The sequence below is a fragment of the Rhizobium sp. O111 genome, assembly GCF_055616315.1.
In genome coordinates, this window is the sequence record NZ_JBSHXL010000001.1 from 3,460,185 (window position 1) to 3,473,709 (window position 13,525).

The 13,525-nt window shown below is 60.6% G+C and carries 16 protein-coding genes and 1 tRNA gene; 9 read left to right on the forward strand and 8 right to left on the reverse strand.

Annotation, left to right across the window (positions count from 1 at the left end; all coding sequences use genetic code 11):
• Positions 1 to 10 precede the first annotated feature (10 nt).
• From ACVTFQ_RS17310 to rplU, 4 genes are all read right to left on the reverse strand, one after another.
• A complete protein-coding gene (locus tag ACVTFQ_RS17310) occupies positions 11 to 598 on the reverse strand; it encodes a GNAT family N-acetyltransferase (protein WP_111562699.1) in 588 nt (195 codons plus the stop codon).
• Positions 595 to 1,227 carry a GNAT family N-acetyltransferase gene (locus ACVTFQ_RS17315; protein WP_047509049.1) on the reverse strand — a complete coding sequence of 211 codons (633 nt, stop codon included), beginning with the start codon at positions 1,225 to 1,227 and terminating at the stop codon, positions 595 to 597. The genes ACVTFQ_RS17310 and ACVTFQ_RS17315 overlap by 4 nt, the downstream gene beginning before the upstream one ends.
• A 129-nt stretch (positions 1,228 to 1,356) precedes the next feature.
• Positions 1,357 to 1,626, reverse strand: a complete 270-nt coding sequence (gene rpmA / locus ACVTFQ_RS17320) for a 50S ribosomal protein L27 (protein ID WP_004127267.1) — start codon at positions 1,624 to 1,626, stop codon at positions 1,357 to 1,359.
• 34 nt (positions 1,627 to 1,660) lie between these two features.
• Positions 1,661 to 1,978 (reverse strand): 50S ribosomal protein L21, encoded by a 318-nt coding sequence (gene rplU, locus ACVTFQ_RS17325; RefSeq protein ID WP_018901071.1) that lies wholly within the window; start codon positions 1,976 to 1,978, stop codon positions 1,661 to 1,663.
• Between the two features lie 314 nt (positions 1,979 to 2,292).
• Between rplU and ACVTFQ_RS17330 the strand changes: the two genes are divergently transcribed.
• A tRNA-Ser gene (locus ACVTFQ_RS17330) sits at positions 2,293 to 2,382 on the forward strand.
• Positions 2,383 to 2,615: 233 nt separating this feature from the next.
• On the opposite strand, the gene ACVTFQ_RS17335 is transcribed toward ACVTFQ_RS17330, so the two are convergent.
• Positions 2,616 to 2,945, reverse strand: coding sequence for a DUF2322 family protein (locus ACVTFQ_RS17335; RefSeq protein ID WP_111562700.1), 330 nt, complete (start codon positions 2,943 to 2,945; stop codon positions 2,616 to 2,618).
• Positions 2,946 to 3,034: 89 nt separating this feature from the next.
• Positions 3,035 to 3,316, reverse strand: a complete 282-nt coding sequence (locus ACVTFQ_RS17340; protein ID WP_409457180.1) for a DUF6074 family protein — start codon at positions 3,314 to 3,316, stop codon at positions 3,035 to 3,037.
• Between the two features lie 227 nt (positions 3,317 to 3,543).
• On the opposite strand from ACVTFQ_RS17340, the gene ACVTFQ_RS17345 reads away from it, so the two are divergent.
• The 4 genes from ACVTFQ_RS17345 to ACVTFQ_RS17360 are packed head-to-tail and all read left to right on the forward strand — an operon-like array spanning position 3,544 to position 6,165.
• Positions 3,544 to 4,179, forward strand: a complete 636-nt coding sequence (locus ACVTFQ_RS17345) for a lysophospholipid acyltransferase family protein (protein ID WP_111562702.1) — start codon at positions 3,544 to 3,546, stop codon at positions 4,177 to 4,179.
• Positions 4,176 to 5,126, forward strand: a complete 951-nt coding sequence (locus ACVTFQ_RS17350; RefSeq protein ID WP_111562703.1) for a phosphatidate cytidylyltransferase — start codon at positions 4,176 to 4,178, stop codon at positions 5,124 to 5,126. The genes ACVTFQ_RS17345 and ACVTFQ_RS17350 overlap by 4 nt, the downstream gene beginning before the upstream one ends.
• Positions 5,123 to 5,515 (forward strand): hypothetical protein, encoded by a 393-nt coding sequence (locus ACVTFQ_RS17355; RefSeq protein ID WP_111562704.1) that lies wholly within the window; start codon positions 5,123 to 5,125, stop codon positions 5,513 to 5,515. Before ACVTFQ_RS17350 ends, ACVTFQ_RS17355 begins: the two co-directional genes overlap by 4 nt.
• On the forward strand, positions 5,512 to 6,165 hold the full coding sequence (locus tag ACVTFQ_RS17360) for a CDP-alcohol phosphatidyltransferase family protein (RefSeq protein ID WP_111562705.1): 654 nt from the start codon (positions 5,512 to 5,514) through the stop codon (positions 6,163 to 6,165). The genes ACVTFQ_RS17355 and ACVTFQ_RS17360 overlap by 4 nt, the downstream gene beginning before the upstream one ends.
• Positions 6,166 to 6,340: 175 nt before the next feature.
• Here ACVTFQ_RS17360 and ACVTFQ_RS17365 read toward each other — a convergent pair whose 3' ends face one another.
• Entirely contained in the window at positions 6,341 to 7,123 is a 783-nt protein-coding gene (locus ACVTFQ_RS17365) for a class I SAM-dependent methyltransferase (RefSeq protein ID WP_111562706.1), read from the reverse strand.
• A gap of 344 nt (positions 7,124 to 7,467) precedes the next feature.
• Here ACVTFQ_RS17365 and galE point away from each other — a divergent pair, with 344 nt between their 5' ends.
• Together galE and ACVTFQ_RS17375 are read left to right on the forward strand one after the other, a co-directional pair.
• Positions 7,468 to 8,451 (forward strand): UDP-glucose 4-epimerase GalE, encoded by a 984-nt coding sequence (gene galE / locus ACVTFQ_RS17370; RefSeq protein WP_047509065.1) that lies wholly within the window; start codon positions 7,468 to 7,470, stop codon positions 8,449 to 8,451.
• A gap of 12 nt (positions 8,452 to 8,463) precedes the next feature.
• Complete coding sequence (locus ACVTFQ_RS17375) at positions 8,464 to 9,984, forward strand: alkaline phosphatase family protein (protein WP_111562707.1); 1,521 nt, start codon at positions 8,464 to 8,466, stop codon at positions 9,982 to 9,984.
• 7 nt (positions 9,985 to 9,991) lie between these two features.
• Here the strand turns inward: ACVTFQ_RS17375 and ACVTFQ_RS17380 are convergent, their stop codons facing one another.
• Positions 9,992 to 10,501, reverse strand: a complete 510-nt coding sequence (locus ACVTFQ_RS17380) for a DUF1993 domain-containing protein (protein ID WP_111562708.1) — start codon at positions 10,499 to 10,501, stop codon at positions 9,992 to 9,994.
• Between the two features lie 259 nt (positions 10,502 to 10,760).
• Here ACVTFQ_RS17380 and ACVTFQ_RS17385 point away from each other — a divergent pair, with 259 nt between their 5' ends.
• Together ACVTFQ_RS17385 and ACVTFQ_RS17390 are read left to right on the forward strand one after the other, a co-directional pair.
• Positions 10,761 to 11,819, forward strand: coding sequence for a dipeptidase (locus tag ACVTFQ_RS17385; protein ID WP_111562709.1), 1,059 nt, complete (start codon positions 10,761 to 10,763; stop codon positions 11,817 to 11,819).
• A gap of 51 nt (positions 11,820 to 11,870) precedes the next feature.
• Entirely contained in the window at positions 11,871 to 13,514 is a 1,644-nt protein-coding gene (locus ACVTFQ_RS17390) for an ABC transporter substrate-binding protein (protein WP_111562776.1), read from the forward strand.
• Positions 13,515 to 13,525 lie beyond the last annotated feature (11 nt).

Here is a 13,525-nt window from a genome sequence, read left to right on the forward strand (position 1 = left end):
CCAATTTTCATCAGGCGCTCTTGCTCTGCTGCAACGCGCCGGGCTTCAACATGGTTTCGACATGCGTGACCATCGTGTTGCGGGCGAAGCTGAAGACCTCGCTGCAACCGGTCATGCGGAAGCCGATCTTTTCCTGCAGCCTCAGCGACGCCGGATTGTCGGCGAAGACACCGGAATGCACGACGGTCTCGGGCATGCGCCGTGAGAAACGCTCGAGCGTGGCGGAAACCGCCTCGCTCATATAGCCGCGCCGCCAGTAGTAGCGGTTCAGCCAGTAGCCGAGATGCCAGCGCCCGTGCCGAAGCTCGATCGACACCACGCCGATATGCGCGTCGTCGCCATTGGTGATCGCCATCTGCCAGTCCGGCAACCGGCCGGCCGTGACCGGCACCAGCCAGTCGAGCGCATCCTGCCGGTCATAGGGTGCAGGCACCCGTGCCAGCATCCGCGTCACCGCGAAATCGGACAGCGATTCCGCGATCGCATCGGCATCACTCAACCGGTGCGCCCGCAGGAAAAGCCGCTCGGTCTTGATGTCGGGCTGCGAGCCGGCAGTGGCGACCTGTGGTCTTGGCCTTTCCAGGCTGAGCGCGCTCATAATACGCTCCCCCAGCTTCTCAGCGACATCCAGGTCTTGCGGTCGAGCCTGTACCATTCGACCGGCACGTTACTCCCCAGCGCCAGCGAGGCGGCAAGACCCGATCCCTGGAACTGAAAACCGCACTTCTGGATGACACGGCGCGAGGCGACGTTCATCACCCGGCAACGGGCGTCGATCTGGTCGACATCCTCGCGGGTGCGGAACACCATGTCGACGAGCGCATGGCACGCCTCTGTCATGAAGCCCTGGTTCCAGTAAGGCTCGCCCAGCCAGTAACCGATCTCGACGGTGCGACCATCAAGATGCGGCTCGACCCCGCAGCAACCGATAAAGGCGCCGTTTTCGGCTTTGGTAATCGCATAGACGCACTTGCCAATCTCGCCATTTTTCGTGCGTCGCACGAAGTCGGCGGCATCATTGGCCGTATACGGGTGCGGCATGCGCGACACCATTGTGGCGACTTTGGCGTTGTTGGCGAGATGGGCAAGGGCGTCGATGTCTTCTTCGTGGGGCGCGCGCATGACGAGCCTTTCCGACAGTAAGACAGGGCAATCGGTCCTTAACCGCTCCGGCCGCAGCCGCTCTTCGGGAGACCTTTGGTCTCTCCGTAACAATTCGCCTTGCATGGTTCAGTCCTCCTTGAGGGTAAAGAAAAAGGGGAGATGGGTGGTGCCCCATCTCCCCTTTTGTCTTGACTGAACCTGATACGCTCAGCCGGGTCGATGAGACACCGGCTGCTATAAAGCGCTACCGGCTTATTCCGCTGCTTCCGCTTTCGGCATCACGGATACGTATACGCGGCCGTTGGCCTTCGTACGGTAGTTCACATTGCCGGCGGTGAGAGCAAAGATCGTGTGATCCTTGCCGAGGCCGACGTTGGAACCCGGGTGCCACTGCGTACCGCGCTGACGCACGATAATGTTGCCTGCGATGACGGCTTCGCCGCCGAACTTCTTCACGCCAAGGCGCTTGGATTCAGAATCGCGACCGTTGCGCGACGAACCGCCAGCTTTTTTGTGTGCCATTGGAGTTCTCCTTTAAACCTTAAGTCCCGTGATCTTACTTAGCAGCCACGATGTCCGTGATACGGACAACGGTGTGGTGCTGGCGATGGCCGCGCGAGCGCTTCGAGTTCTGACGACGGCGCTTCTTGAAGGCGATGACCTTCTTGCCGCGGTTGTGCTCGACGACTTCGGCCTTGACGGACGCGCCCTTGACGAAGGGAGCACCGATCGCGGCATCGGCGCCTTCGCCGATTACGAGGACTTCGGTGAATTCGATCGATTCGCCAGCGGTGACTTCAAGCTTCTCGATGGTCAGCACGTCGTTTGCTGCCACACGGTACTGCTTACCGCCGGTCTTGATGACTGCGAACATTTTTTATCCTTTCATGTTCGTTCCGGCTCGACCCGCATCAAACAGGTGGCCGTCTTTTTATCAGTCGATGTTAAGCAGGGATTTCAGGGCTTTTGCCCAGGAATTCTGGCTGCCGGTGATGCCCCACGCGGGCGCGGGACGGACAAGGCGCGGACTTATCCACACCTATTGGGTTGCGCAGATACGCGAGCATAAAAAAACTGTCAAGGTAAAAGGATGACAAAAGGATGAAATGGCTTGAGATTACGACTTGCCAGCCCGCCAAACTCTCGCTATGAGACAGCCCGCGCCGAACAAGCGCCGACCAACGAAGCGGAGAGGTGGCTGAGTGGTCGAAAGCACCGCACTCGAAATGCGGCATACGGGCAACCGTATCGTGGGTTCGAATCCCACCCTCTCCGCCATATTCTCTTGTGTCCGACTCGGACGCATAGGTAACAATCCGTACCTAAGACATAGATGACAACCTCGTGCCGAACGGGTTGTCGATTGTTTGCAATGTCCTCTGTTCGAGGTCGATAATTCCGAGATCATAGCCAGGAAGCTGGCGAGTCAAAGCCGACGTCGTCGACCCCGCGTGCTTCATCGGCACATCGCGATCGTCGTCAAACTCGTAGCCTAGCCTGTACGGCGCTTATCATCGAGCAACGAGCTGAATACCCAATGGCGCAGCGCCGCCGATGATATCAAGCAGGCGGTCGATATTGGGATGGGCGCCGGGGCGGGTTTTCGCGTCGGCGGTGTGTTCGGCGAAAAGGTCGAGGGCGTAGGTTGCGGCCTGCTTGTCGAGGATGCCGAAGCATTGCTGCAGATATTGATAGACCGCGAGCGAACCCTGTTTGCCCGGCTGGTTTTCGATCGTCGCGACAATGACGCCAGCCGGGTCGGTCAGGTCTATGCGAGCAAGGCCTTCGACTGAAGGCAGCAGTTGCAGATTGTCCTTGAACGAAGCCGTTGGCTGGATCATCGCGTATTCCTTTTCGCGTAGCGGGTTGGCCTTGCCTCTAGCAGCTTCGGCTCCATATCGCCATGCCGTGAGAGGCCTAGCCCACCCGCTTACCGCTTCAGCGCGCGCCCGCTGCGGCTCTGCGAAATCGCGCGCGACTGCGAGCGCTGCACGAGGGCCTGCTGTACCTCGGTCTGGAAGACCATGACCTGATGGCGAACTTCCGCCTCCGGCAGGCCGAGCGATTCGAGTTCGCTCGCCAGACGCCGGCACTCGGTCTTCCAGTATTGAACGGCATCGGCACCATGCAAGCGCTCGAGTTCGGCGGCGCTGCGATCGATGTCGCCGGCGCGCGAGGCCACAGGAAAAAGGACGATTTCACTTGTGGTCATGGCCTTCAAACTCTTGCTTGTGTTTACCGACATCGATTCGTTCCGTTGTGTTCGACACCATTCCTACCGAAGCATGGTTAACGCTTTCCTCCACCAGCTGACGCGTTGTGCCGGTATGGTCGTGACTTGCTAGCGGTTGCGCGAAGTCGGGGGCTTTTGATCCGCCATAAACAAGGCTACACATCTTATATGTGTCAGGTGGATGGGGGATCGATTTGGTACGAAAGATGATCGCGGGGCCGGTGGCGACGGCCATCGTTTTGTTTGCGCGCGCCATAACGGCCGTGCGCGCCATTTGGACAAGCGACGGCCCGACAACGGACACGTGCATCTATTTCGCCAATCATTCGAGCCATGGCGATTTCATTCTGGTCTGGGCCGTTCTGCCGCCCCGCCTGCGCCGGTCCACGCGCCCGGTGGCGGGGGCGGAATACTGGCTGAAATCCGCGATCACGCGCTTTATCGGCAGCGACGTCTTCGACGCCGTGCTGATCGAGCGCGAGCGCGACAAGCGGACCAGCGATCCGATCGAGGTGATGGCGAATGCGCTGGATGCCGGCTCGTCGCTCATTCTCTTTCCCGAAGGAACCCGCAATCTGACGGAGGCTTCGCTGCTGCCGTTCAAGAGCGGGCTTTTTCATCTCGCCTCAGCACGTCCGGATATCCGCCTAGTCCCCGTCTGGATCAACAATCTCAACCGCGTCATGCCAAAGGGCGAGATCGTCCCGATCCCGCTGATCTGCACCGTGACCTTCGGAGAGCCAATGCAGATGCATCCGGCCGAAGACAAGCAGGTCTTTCTTGATCGGGCGCGCACAGCCCTTCTCGATCTCTCTCCAAAACAGCCAGGCGGTAGCGAATGAACACGGCCAATTCCGACCTCCTCACGCTCGTGCTCGGCATCCTCGCGGTGCTAGTCGTCGCTTCCGCAGTCGGCTACATCCTGCAGCGCCGCCTCTCGCCCGATGGCGCCAATGCCTCGATCGAGAACCTCAACGCGCGCATCAAGGCGTGGTGGGTGATGGCGATCCTGATCGGCATCGCCTTCATGATCGGCCGCGTCGGCATCCTTATCCTCTTCGGCTTCTGCTCGTTCGCGGCGCTACGCGAGTTCATCACGCTGACGCACACGAAGCGCGCCGATCACTGGGCGCTGGCAACCGCTTTCTTCGTCGTGCTGCCGCTGCAGTATTTTCTGCTCTGGACGAAGCAATACGGCATCTTCGCGATCTTCATTCCCGTCTATGCCTTCTTGCTGATGCCGATCATCTCGGTGCTGCGTGGCGATACCGAGCGCTTTCTCGATCGGATCGCGGAGGTGCAATGGGCGCTGATGATCTGCGTCTTCTGCGCTTCCCACGTGCCGGCGCTGCTGACGCTCGATATTCCGGGCTATGAGGGCCGCAATGTGCTGCTCATCGCCTTTCTGGTCATCATCGTGCAGCTGAGCGATGTGCTGCAGTATGTCTGGGGCAAGCTCTTCGGCCGCACCAAGATCGCCCCGAAGCTGTCGCCCTCCAAAACAGTCGAGGGCTTTGTCGGCGGCGTTGCCAGCGCCACGCTGATCGGCGCCGGCCTCTGGTGGATCACGCCGTTCACGCCCTTCCAGGCCGGGCTGCTGGCTTTCGTCATCACCATGATGGGCTTCTTCGGCGGATTGGTGATGTCGGCGATCAAGCGCGACCGCGGCGTCAAGGATTGGGGTAACCTGATCGAGGGCCATGGCGGCCTGATCGACCGGCTCGATTCCGTCGTCTTTTCCGCACCGATCTTCTTCCATCTCGTCCGCTATTGGTGGTCGGCCACATGACGACCCGGCTGCGGCGCATCGCCGGCAACAGCATCACACATGTCGCATTCGCCTTCTGCGCCATGGGCGGCTGGGCGATGTTTGCAAACCGGGACTACCCGCCGGGCCGCTTCCTGCTTGCCGGCCTCGTCCAGGGCGCATTGTCCGCCTGCCTGACGCTGTTTCTCAAGACTGCGGTCGAGCAGCTGTCACAGCGGATAAATGGAGCGCGAGCCCTCTGGGCGCCGCCGCTGATCGCCTGCCTGGCATCAAGCGCCATTCTGGCGACCATCCACGCGCTGAGCGGCACGCCTGAAATTCTGAAAACGATCGCGCTGCCGCTAGCGGTCTCGACCAGCTATGCGGCGATCTACAATTATTCACTGTACCGGAAGGGGGAGCGGGCATGAACGAAACAGGTGACCGCAGGCCGCTGTCGAGCCGCGATACACACTGGGCGCGCTCGATTGCGCAATGGCTGGCGTCGAAATCCCTCACGCCCAACCAGATCTCGCAGGCAAGCATGATCGCGGCAGCACTCGCCGGCGGCGCGTTCTTTCTGTCGGGATATCGGACGGGCTGGGCGCAGGCTCCATTTTTCATTGCCGCCGCGCTGTTTTGCCAGCTGCGGCTGCTCTGCAATCTCTTCGATGGCATGGTCGCGGTCGAGGGCGGGAAGGGGGCGGCCGATGGGCCGTTCTGGAATGAATTCCCTGATCGCATTGCCGATATCCTGATCCTTGTCGGGGCAGGGGCGAGCATCGGGGCGCCGGGGCTCGGCTGGGCGGCGGCGGCGTTCGCGGTGCTTACCGCCTATGTCCGCGAACTCGGCCGCGCCACCGGCCAGCCGAGCGATTTCTCCGGCCCCATGGCCAAACAGCACCGCATGGCAACGATAACGGGCGCCGCAATCCTCTCGGTGTTTCAGCCGCTCTGGGGCGGCACGAACGAAGTGCTGATTGCCGCGCTATGGCTGATCGCGGTCGGTGCCGCATTCACCGCTTTTCGTCGCGGCCGCCGGCTTGTCGCAAGCTTAAAAAGTGGCGGCAGTCAGTCCTGACATTCATTCCGCGCCATTTCGCCGCGCGTACCAAAATCCGCCAAACTGCGCTTGTGGAAAGCTAGGGCAACAATAAAACAGCTCCGTCGCTTCTGTTTTCCCCGAAGCGGCCTTGAACTAGCCTCGCTTCGGCGAGGCATTTTTCTCTTCTATCACTCGCCGCCCGCAAAGCCGGCTATCGATAGGCCCGTTCCGAAAACACGCTCATGCCGCTGCGCACCAGAAGCTGGTGCACGAGACGCCGACGCATCGGATTTTCAAGCCGCGCCGCCTTGGAGCCAAGAAACTCGGTTTCGACATGTTCGAAAGCAGCGAGATCGGGAGAGGCGGCAATCGCCCTGGAATATTCGGCGTGAAATGCCCGGCGGCAGACATAGGTCTTGTATTTGGTGATGCAGAAGACGGCGAACTCGCCCTGCTGCTCGCGCAGGAAATCGGCAACGCCAACCGTCACCTCCGGCCAAGTCGGGTTGAAGGTGTCGTCAAAGGCGATGATGCCATGATCGGTCAGCGTGTCCGCCGCCAGATGCGTGTCGGACATCACGTGATGCAGCATGTGCCCGCCATCGATACTGAAGAACCGGACCGGCCCCACCTTCGCGAAGATATCGGCGGGCTTTAGAAGCGTGCTGTCGCCCTTGATCACCAAGTCTTCGAGGACAGGAAGGCCAAGCCGGCGGCCGTTCTCGACAAATTGCAGATATTGCGCGCTGCCCTTCGTTGCACTGTCGAGATCGAAAAGATCGATGGCAACGATTCGCTGCTCGTCACCGCAAATGCGCCGAAAGAGGAAATACGATCGCCCGTAATAGACGCCGATCTCCGCAATCGCCCCTTCAAAACCCGCCAGAGCCTGATGCTGGAGGATCGCCAGGAACACCAGCGCATCCGGAGGATCGATGTAACCCTCGATCGTTTGAAGATCATGAAAGATAAACTTGCGAATAGCTGCATCCATGCGCGATGTTTTTCCAGATATCTTTAAAGTCTATTCGAACATACATAACAGGACTCAAAGCATAGACCATGCATGAAAGCTAAAATAAGGCAGTATCATAGGTAGAAAAATTTCCAGACACTACCAATGGCACCAATGATATTGTCAATCGGGAGAACCTTGATCATGCATCGCCGGCGAATAATCCTCATTCGACCGGTCTTCGACCTCGGCCAACGAAATTCGCTAATCGCGTTGGCCATAAGATGCGGTGAAAGCGACACGCAGTGCACTTCGTTCTTTTTATCGCCATGTCGTTGGCCTAACTCTGGTGCTGTCCGATTCCAAATCACAGAAGGTGGTGCATGGCAGGTGAAACAGTTCTGGTCGTTGGTGGTGCTGGCTATATCGGCTCCCACACATGTCTCGATCTCGCCAACAAGGGCTTCAAGCCCGTCGTTTACGACAACTTCTCGAACGGGCACCGTGAGTTCGTCAAATGGGGCCCAGCCGAAGAAGGCGATATCAGGGATCGCGCGCGCCTCGACGAGGTTCTGGCCAAGCACAAGCCAGCAGCCATCCTGCACTTCGCGGCCCTGATCGAGGTCGGCGAATCCGTCAAGGACCCGGTCGCCTTCTACGAAAACAACGTCATCGGCACGCTGACCTTGCTGGCAGCGGCCCAGGCAGCCGGCATCAAGGCTTTCGTGTTCTCCTCCACCTGCGCGACCTATGGCCTGCCGCAGAGCGTGCCGCTGGATGAAACCCACCGCCAGGTGCCGATCAATCCCTACGGCCAGACGAAATACATCGTCGAGCAGGCGCTTGCCGATTACGACAAGTACACCGGCTTCCGCTCGGTCGTGCTGCGCTATTTCAACGCCGCTGGCGCCGATTTCGAAGGCCGTATCGGCGAGTGGCATCAGCCGGAAACCCACGCCATCCCGCTCGCGATCGACGCAGCACTCGGAAGGCGCGACGGCTTCAAGGTGTTCGGCAGCGATTACGAGACCCGCGACGGTACCTGCGTGCGTGACTATATCCACGTGCTCGATCTTGCCGATGCGCATGTCCGCGCCGTCGAGCATCTGCTGCGCGGCGGCGATTCGGTTGCGCTCAATCTCGGCACCGGCACCGGCACGACGGTCAAGGAACTGCTTGGCGCCATCGAAGACGTCTCCGCCAAGCCATTCCCCGTCGAATATGTCGGCCGCCGCGAAGGCGATTCGCACACGTTGGTCGCCAACAACGACAAGGCACGCGAAGTGCTCGGCTGGGTGCCGCAGCATGATCTCTCCCAGATCATCCGCTCGGCCTGGAACTGGCATTCGAAATCCAACCATCACTGATTGGCCAGATCGATGACGGGCAAACCGAACATTCTGCTGATCACCGCGGACCAGTGGCGCGGTGATTGCCTCTCGGCACGCAATCACGCCTGCGTCAGGACGCCGAATGTCGACGCGCTGGCCGCCGAAGGCACGCTGTTTGCCCGTCATTTCGCTGGCGCCGCGCCGTGCTCGCCGGCGCGCGCCACGCTCTATACCGGCCTCTACCAGATGAACCATCGGGTTTGCCGCAACGGCTCGCCCCTCGATGGCAGGTTCGACAATCTGGCGCTCGCCGCACGCCGTGCCGGCTACGAGCCGACCCTATTCGGCTATACGGATACCGCACCCGACCCGCGCGGCGTAGATGCCAACGATCCGCACCTGACGACGTATGAAGGCCTGCTGCCCGGCTTTACCGCGCGGCAGCTGCTCCCGGAACATGAGAGACAATGGCTGTCCTGGCTGCGATCGCGCGGACATCGGGACGCGACGAGCCGCGATATTCATGTCCCCTTGGGCGCCCGACCCGGCGAAATTTCCAACGCCCCCACCGCCTATTCCAAAGACGAGACGCAGACGGCTTTCCTGGCCGGCGAGTTCATTCGATGGCTGGGCGAACAGGATAGTCCGTGGTTCGCTCACATATCCTTCCTGCGCCCGCATCCGCCCTTTTCCGCGCCGGTGCCCTACAACGATATGTTCTCGCCCGAGGACGGGCCCGCCTTTTCCCGCGCAGCCGATCGAAAGAGCGAGGCGGCATCCCACCCCTATCTCGCCTACGCGATGCCGCGAAACGACAAGGGTAGCTTCATCCACGGCGCGACCGGCCCGGTCGATGACTGGACCGCCAGGGACATCGCAGCCATCCGTGCCATCTATTATGGAATGATCGCCGAGGTGGACGCCCAGCTGGGCCGGATCTGGGCAGCGCTCAAGGATGCCGGCGCTTGGGAAAACACGGTTATCGTCTTCACATCAGATCATGCGGAGATGGCCGGCGATCACTGGACCTTCGGCAAGGGCGGCTTCTTTGACGGGAGCTATCATATCCCTTTAGTTATTCGCGATCCGCGATCGACCAATCGCGGCGAAACGGTCGAGCACTTCACCAGCGCCGCCGATATCTTTCCCACGCTTTGCGAGCGCCTGGACGTCGAGCCAGAAAACGGCCTGGACGGGCAATCGCTGCTACCATTTACCGAAGGGAAGGGCGTCGCGAACTGGCGAGATGCGGCCTTCTGGGAGTTCGATTTCCGCGACATCGCCCATCAGCATGCAGAACGGCACTTCGGCCTGCGATCGAACGAATGCAATCTCGCCGTCATCAGGGACGAGAACTTCAAATATGTGCACTTCGCTGGATTGGCGCCGTTGCTCTTCGATCTCCGGGACGACCCGATGGAGCTGCGAAATATCGCGGCCGACCCGGCGCACGCTTCGACACGGCTCGCCTACGCGGAAAAACTGCTGTCGCTGCGCGCCCGCCACCTCGACCAGACCCTGGCCTACACCGAGCTGACGGAGAAAGGACCGGTTCGACACCGGCCCTGAATATCCGTCAGGAGAAACGTCCGAGATAATCGAGCTTGCCGACCTGTGCGCCCCTGTTGCGCAGGATCGCGTGCGCCATCGAGATGTGGAAATAGAAATTCGGCAGCGCGAAGCTCAAGACGTAGTCGTTGCCACGAAAGACCGTTCTGTTGCCGCCGGGAGAAATGACGACCTCGCGGGTTTCGGCACCATCGAGCGCATCCGGCGACACGGTCGCGAGATAGGCTTCCGTTTTCGCGACACGCGCCCTGAGCTCGGCGATCGTCGTCTCGTTGTCCTCGAATTTCGGCGCGTCCATACCCGTTAGCCGTGCAATGGCAAGCTTGGCGCTATCGGTGGCGCGCTGGTACTGGCCGGAAAACGGCAGCATATCGGGCGCCAGCCGCGTCGCGACGAGCTCCACGGGATCGATGCCTTTCTCGCTGGCGAAGGCCTCCGCCTTGTCGAGATAGTTGGTCAACGTTGTCAGGCCGCGCTGAAATACAGGCACTGTCAGGCGATAGATTGAAATAGACATTACGCTCTCCACCGGGGCCGACGACCGGCCACCGTTTCCGCGATATCATATAGTCGGGCCACATATCATTTTCATCGGCCCGCGCTGCATTCCCGATGTTTTTGAGGCGTCGCGGCCAGGCCGTCGTAGCGCACCTAACCGTGGGTTGTTGCGCCAAAATAATCCCAAAAAAGAGATGGCTTATTTTACCAGCTTTTCTATTCTGCGCGCTTCGCATCGCTCGCCCTGGTTCACGGGATGAGGGCTTACAGGAACTGACATGCAATTCGTATTCGACGGCCACAACGACGTTCTTCTCCGCCTCTGGACGCATGAGCGGGAGGGCGGCGATCCCATTGCCGAGTTTGCGAACGGAACGGACACCGGCCACATCGACGCGCTGCGCGCCAAGGCAGGCGGCCTCGCCGGCGGCCTCTGCGCCATCTACATTCCCTCGGGCGATCTGGTCTTCGCCGATCCCGACAAGGACGGGCACTACGTCACCCCGCTCGCGGCACCTCTCGATCCATTGCCATCGCTGCGCATCGCCAATGAAATGGCCGCGATCGCCCTGCGCCTTGATCGCGCTGGCGCCTGGCGTCTGTGCCGCACCGTCAAGGACATCCGCAAATCCATCGACGACGGTGTTTTCGCCGCTGTCATGCATATGGAAGGCTGCGAGGCGATCGGCTCGGATCTGGCCGCCCTGGAGGTCTTCTATGCCGCGGGCCTTCGCTCGCTGGGTCCCGTCTGGAGCCGGCACAACATCTTCGGTCACGGCGTACCGTTTGCCTTCCCGATGTCGCCGGATACCGGCCTTGGCCTGACCGATGCCGGCTTCGAACTGGTTCGCGAGTGCAACCGCCTTGGCATCATGATCGACCTCGCCCACATCACCGAAAAGGGCTTCTGGGATGTGGCGAAGACGACCGACCAACCGCTCGTCGCCAGCCACTCGAATGTCCATGCGCTGACACCGGTCGCCCGCAACCTGACGGACAGGCAGCTTGCCGCGATCAAGGAAAGCCGCGGCCTCGTCGGCCTCAACTACGCAACCGCCATGCTGCGCGACGACGCCCGCTCGGACGGCGACACGCCGCTCAGCAACATGGTTCGTCATATCGACTACCTCGTAGAGCGCATCGGCATCGATTGCGTGGCGCTCGGATCGGACTTCGACGGCGCAACCATACCGGACGAGATCGGCGACGCCTCGGGCAACCAGAAGCTGATTGATGCGCTTCAGCGTGCTGGATATGGTGGCGAGGATTTGAAGAAAATGGCCAGCGAAAACTGGCTTCGGATTCTGTCTTCGGCATGGGGAGAAGAGGCTGCCTGAGACTGCTGACGTGCTTTGATTGAATTCAAGAATGAACAGGGGACGAAAATTATGATGATGACCAGATTGAACCGCAGCTTCCGTGCGCTTTCCGCCGGCGCCGCCCTTTCCATCCTGATGATGGCCGCGCCCGCCGCCTTCGCCGAGACCCCGAAGGATACCCTCGTCGAGGGCTTCGCGATCGACGACATCATCACCATGGATCCGGGCGAAGCCTTCGAGCTCTCGACCGCCGAGATGACCAGCAACACCTACAGCCTGCTCGTGCGCCTCGACATGGCAGACACGTCCAAGGTCAAGGGCGACCTCGCCGACAGCTGGACTGTTTCGGATGACGGCCTGACCTATACATTCAAGCTGAAGTCCGGCATGAAGTTCGCCTCCGGCAACCCGATCACCGCCGAAGACGTTGCATGGTCCTTCGAGCGCGCCGTCAAGCTCGACAAGAGCCCCGCCTTCATCATCACCCAGTTCGGCATCACTGGCGACAACGTCACCGAGAAGGCCAAGGCGACCGACGAAAGCACCTTCACCTTCACCGTCGACAAGCCTTACGCGCCGAGCTTCGTCCTGAATTGCCTCACGGCAACGGTTGCTTCCGTCGTCGACAAGAAGCTGGTTCTCGACCACGTCAAACCGGTCACCCCGTCGGCCGACTACAAGTACGACAACGATTTTGGCAATGAGTGGCTGAAGACCGGCTATGCCGGCTCCGGCGCCTTCAAGCTGCGCGAATGGCGCGCCAACGAAGTGGTCGTGCTTGAGCGCAACGACAACTACTACGGCGAAAAGGCCAAGCTCGCCCGCGTCATCTATCGCTTCATGAAGGAAAGCTCGGCGCAGCGCCTGGCGCTCGAGGCCGGTGATATCGACATCGCCCGCAACCTGGAGCCCGGCGACCTCGACGCCGTCGCCAAGAACGCAGACCTCGCCAGCGAAAGCGCGCCGAAGGGCACCGTCTACTTCATCAGCCTCAACTCCAAGAACGAGAACCTGAAGAAGCCGGAAGTGCAGGAAGCCTTCAAGTACCTGGTCGACTACGACGCGATCGGCGCCACCCTGATCAAGGGTATCGGCGAAATCCACCAGACCTTCCTGCCGAAAGGCCAGCTCGGCGCACTCGACGAGAACCCCTACAAGTTCGACGTCGCCAAGGCCAAGGAACTGCTCGCCAAGGCAGGCCTGAAGGACGGCTTCTCGGTCACCATCGACGTGCGCAACACGCAGCCGGTAACCGGTATCGCCGAATCCATCCAGCAGTCGGTCGCCCAGGCCGGCATCAAGATGGAAATCATCCCGGGTGACGGCAAGCAGACGCTGACCAAGTTCCGCGCCCGCACGCACGACATCTATATCGGCCAGTGGGGTTCCGACTACTTCGACCCGAACTCCAACGCCGATACCTTCACCAGCAACCCGGATAACTCCGACGCCGGCACAGTGAAGACGCTCGCCTGGCGCAACACGTTTGAAGCGCCTGAACTGGACAAGGAAGCCAAGGCTGCCCTGCTCGAGCGCGACAACGACAAGCGCGCGGCGATGTATCAGGATATCCAGAAGAAGTATCTGGCCAACAGCCCGTTCGTCTTCATCTTCCAGCAGACCGAAGTCGCGGGCTACCGCAAGGGCGTATCGAACTTCAAGCTCGGCCCGAGCTTCGACACCAACTATGTCGGCATGATCGGCAAGGAATGATCCGGCAGGAT

Coding starts and splice junctions, on each gene's coding strand:
- ACVTFQ_RS17360 (WP_111562705.1), top strand. CDS start 5,512: ATGAACGAAACAGGTGACCGCAGGCCGCTGTCGAGCCGCGATACACAC.
- ACVTFQ_RS17310 (WP_111562699.1), bottom strand. CDS start 598: ATGAGCGCGCTCAGCCTGGAAAGGCCAAGACCACAGGTCGCCACTGCC.
- ACVTFQ_RS17390 (WP_111562776.1), top strand. CDS start 11,871: ATGATGATGACCAGATTGAACCGCAGCTTCCGTGCGCTTTCCGCCGGC.
- ACVTFQ_RS17315 (WP_047509049.1), bottom strand. CDS start 1,227: ATGCAAGGCGAATTGTTACGGAGAGACCAAAGGTCTCCCGAAGAGCGG.
- ACVTFQ_RS17350 (WP_111562703.1), top strand. CDS start 4,176: ATGAACACGGCCAATTCCGACCTCCTCACGCTCGTGCTCGGCATCCTC.
- galE (WP_047509065.1), top strand. CDS start 7,468: ATGGCAGGTGAAACAGTTCTGGTCGTTGGTGGTGCTGGCTATATCGGC.
- rpmA (WP_004127267.1), bottom strand. CDS start 1,626: ATGGCACACAAAAAAGCTGGCGGTTCGTCGCGCAACGGTCGCGATTCT.
- ACVTFQ_RS17365 (WP_111562706.1), bottom strand. CDS start 7,123: ATGGATGCAGCTATTCGCAAGTTTATCTTTCATGATCTTCAAACGATC.
- ACVTFQ_RS17335 (WP_111562700.1), bottom strand. CDS start 2,945: ATGATCCAGCCAACGGCTTCGTTCAAGGACAATCTGCAACTGCTGCCT.
- ACVTFQ_RS17355 (WP_111562704.1), top strand. CDS start 5,123: ATGACGACCCGGCTGCGGCGCATCGCCGGCAACAGCATCACACATGTC.
- ACVTFQ_RS17385 (WP_111562709.1), top strand. CDS start 10,761: ATGCAATTCGTATTCGACGGCCACAACGACGTTCTTCTCCGCCTCTGG.
- ACVTFQ_RS17340 (WP_409457180.1), bottom strand. CDS start 3,316: ATGACCACAAGTGAAATCGTCCTTTTTCCTGTGGCCTCGCGCGCCGGC.
- rplU (WP_018901071.1), bottom strand. CDS start 1,978: ATGTTCGCAGTCATCAAGACCGGCGGTAAGCAGTACCGTGTGGCAGCA.
- ACVTFQ_RS17345 (WP_111562702.1), top strand. CDS start 3,544: ATGATCGCGGGGCCGGTGGCGACGGCCATCGTTTTGTTTGCGCGCGCC.
- ACVTFQ_RS17375 (WP_111562707.1), top strand. CDS start 8,464: ATGACGGGCAAACCGAACATTCTGCTGATCACCGCGGACCAGTGGCGC.
- ACVTFQ_RS17380 (WP_111562708.1), bottom strand. CDS start 10,501: ATGTCTATTTCAATCTATCGCCTGACAGTGCCTGTATTTCAGCGCGGC.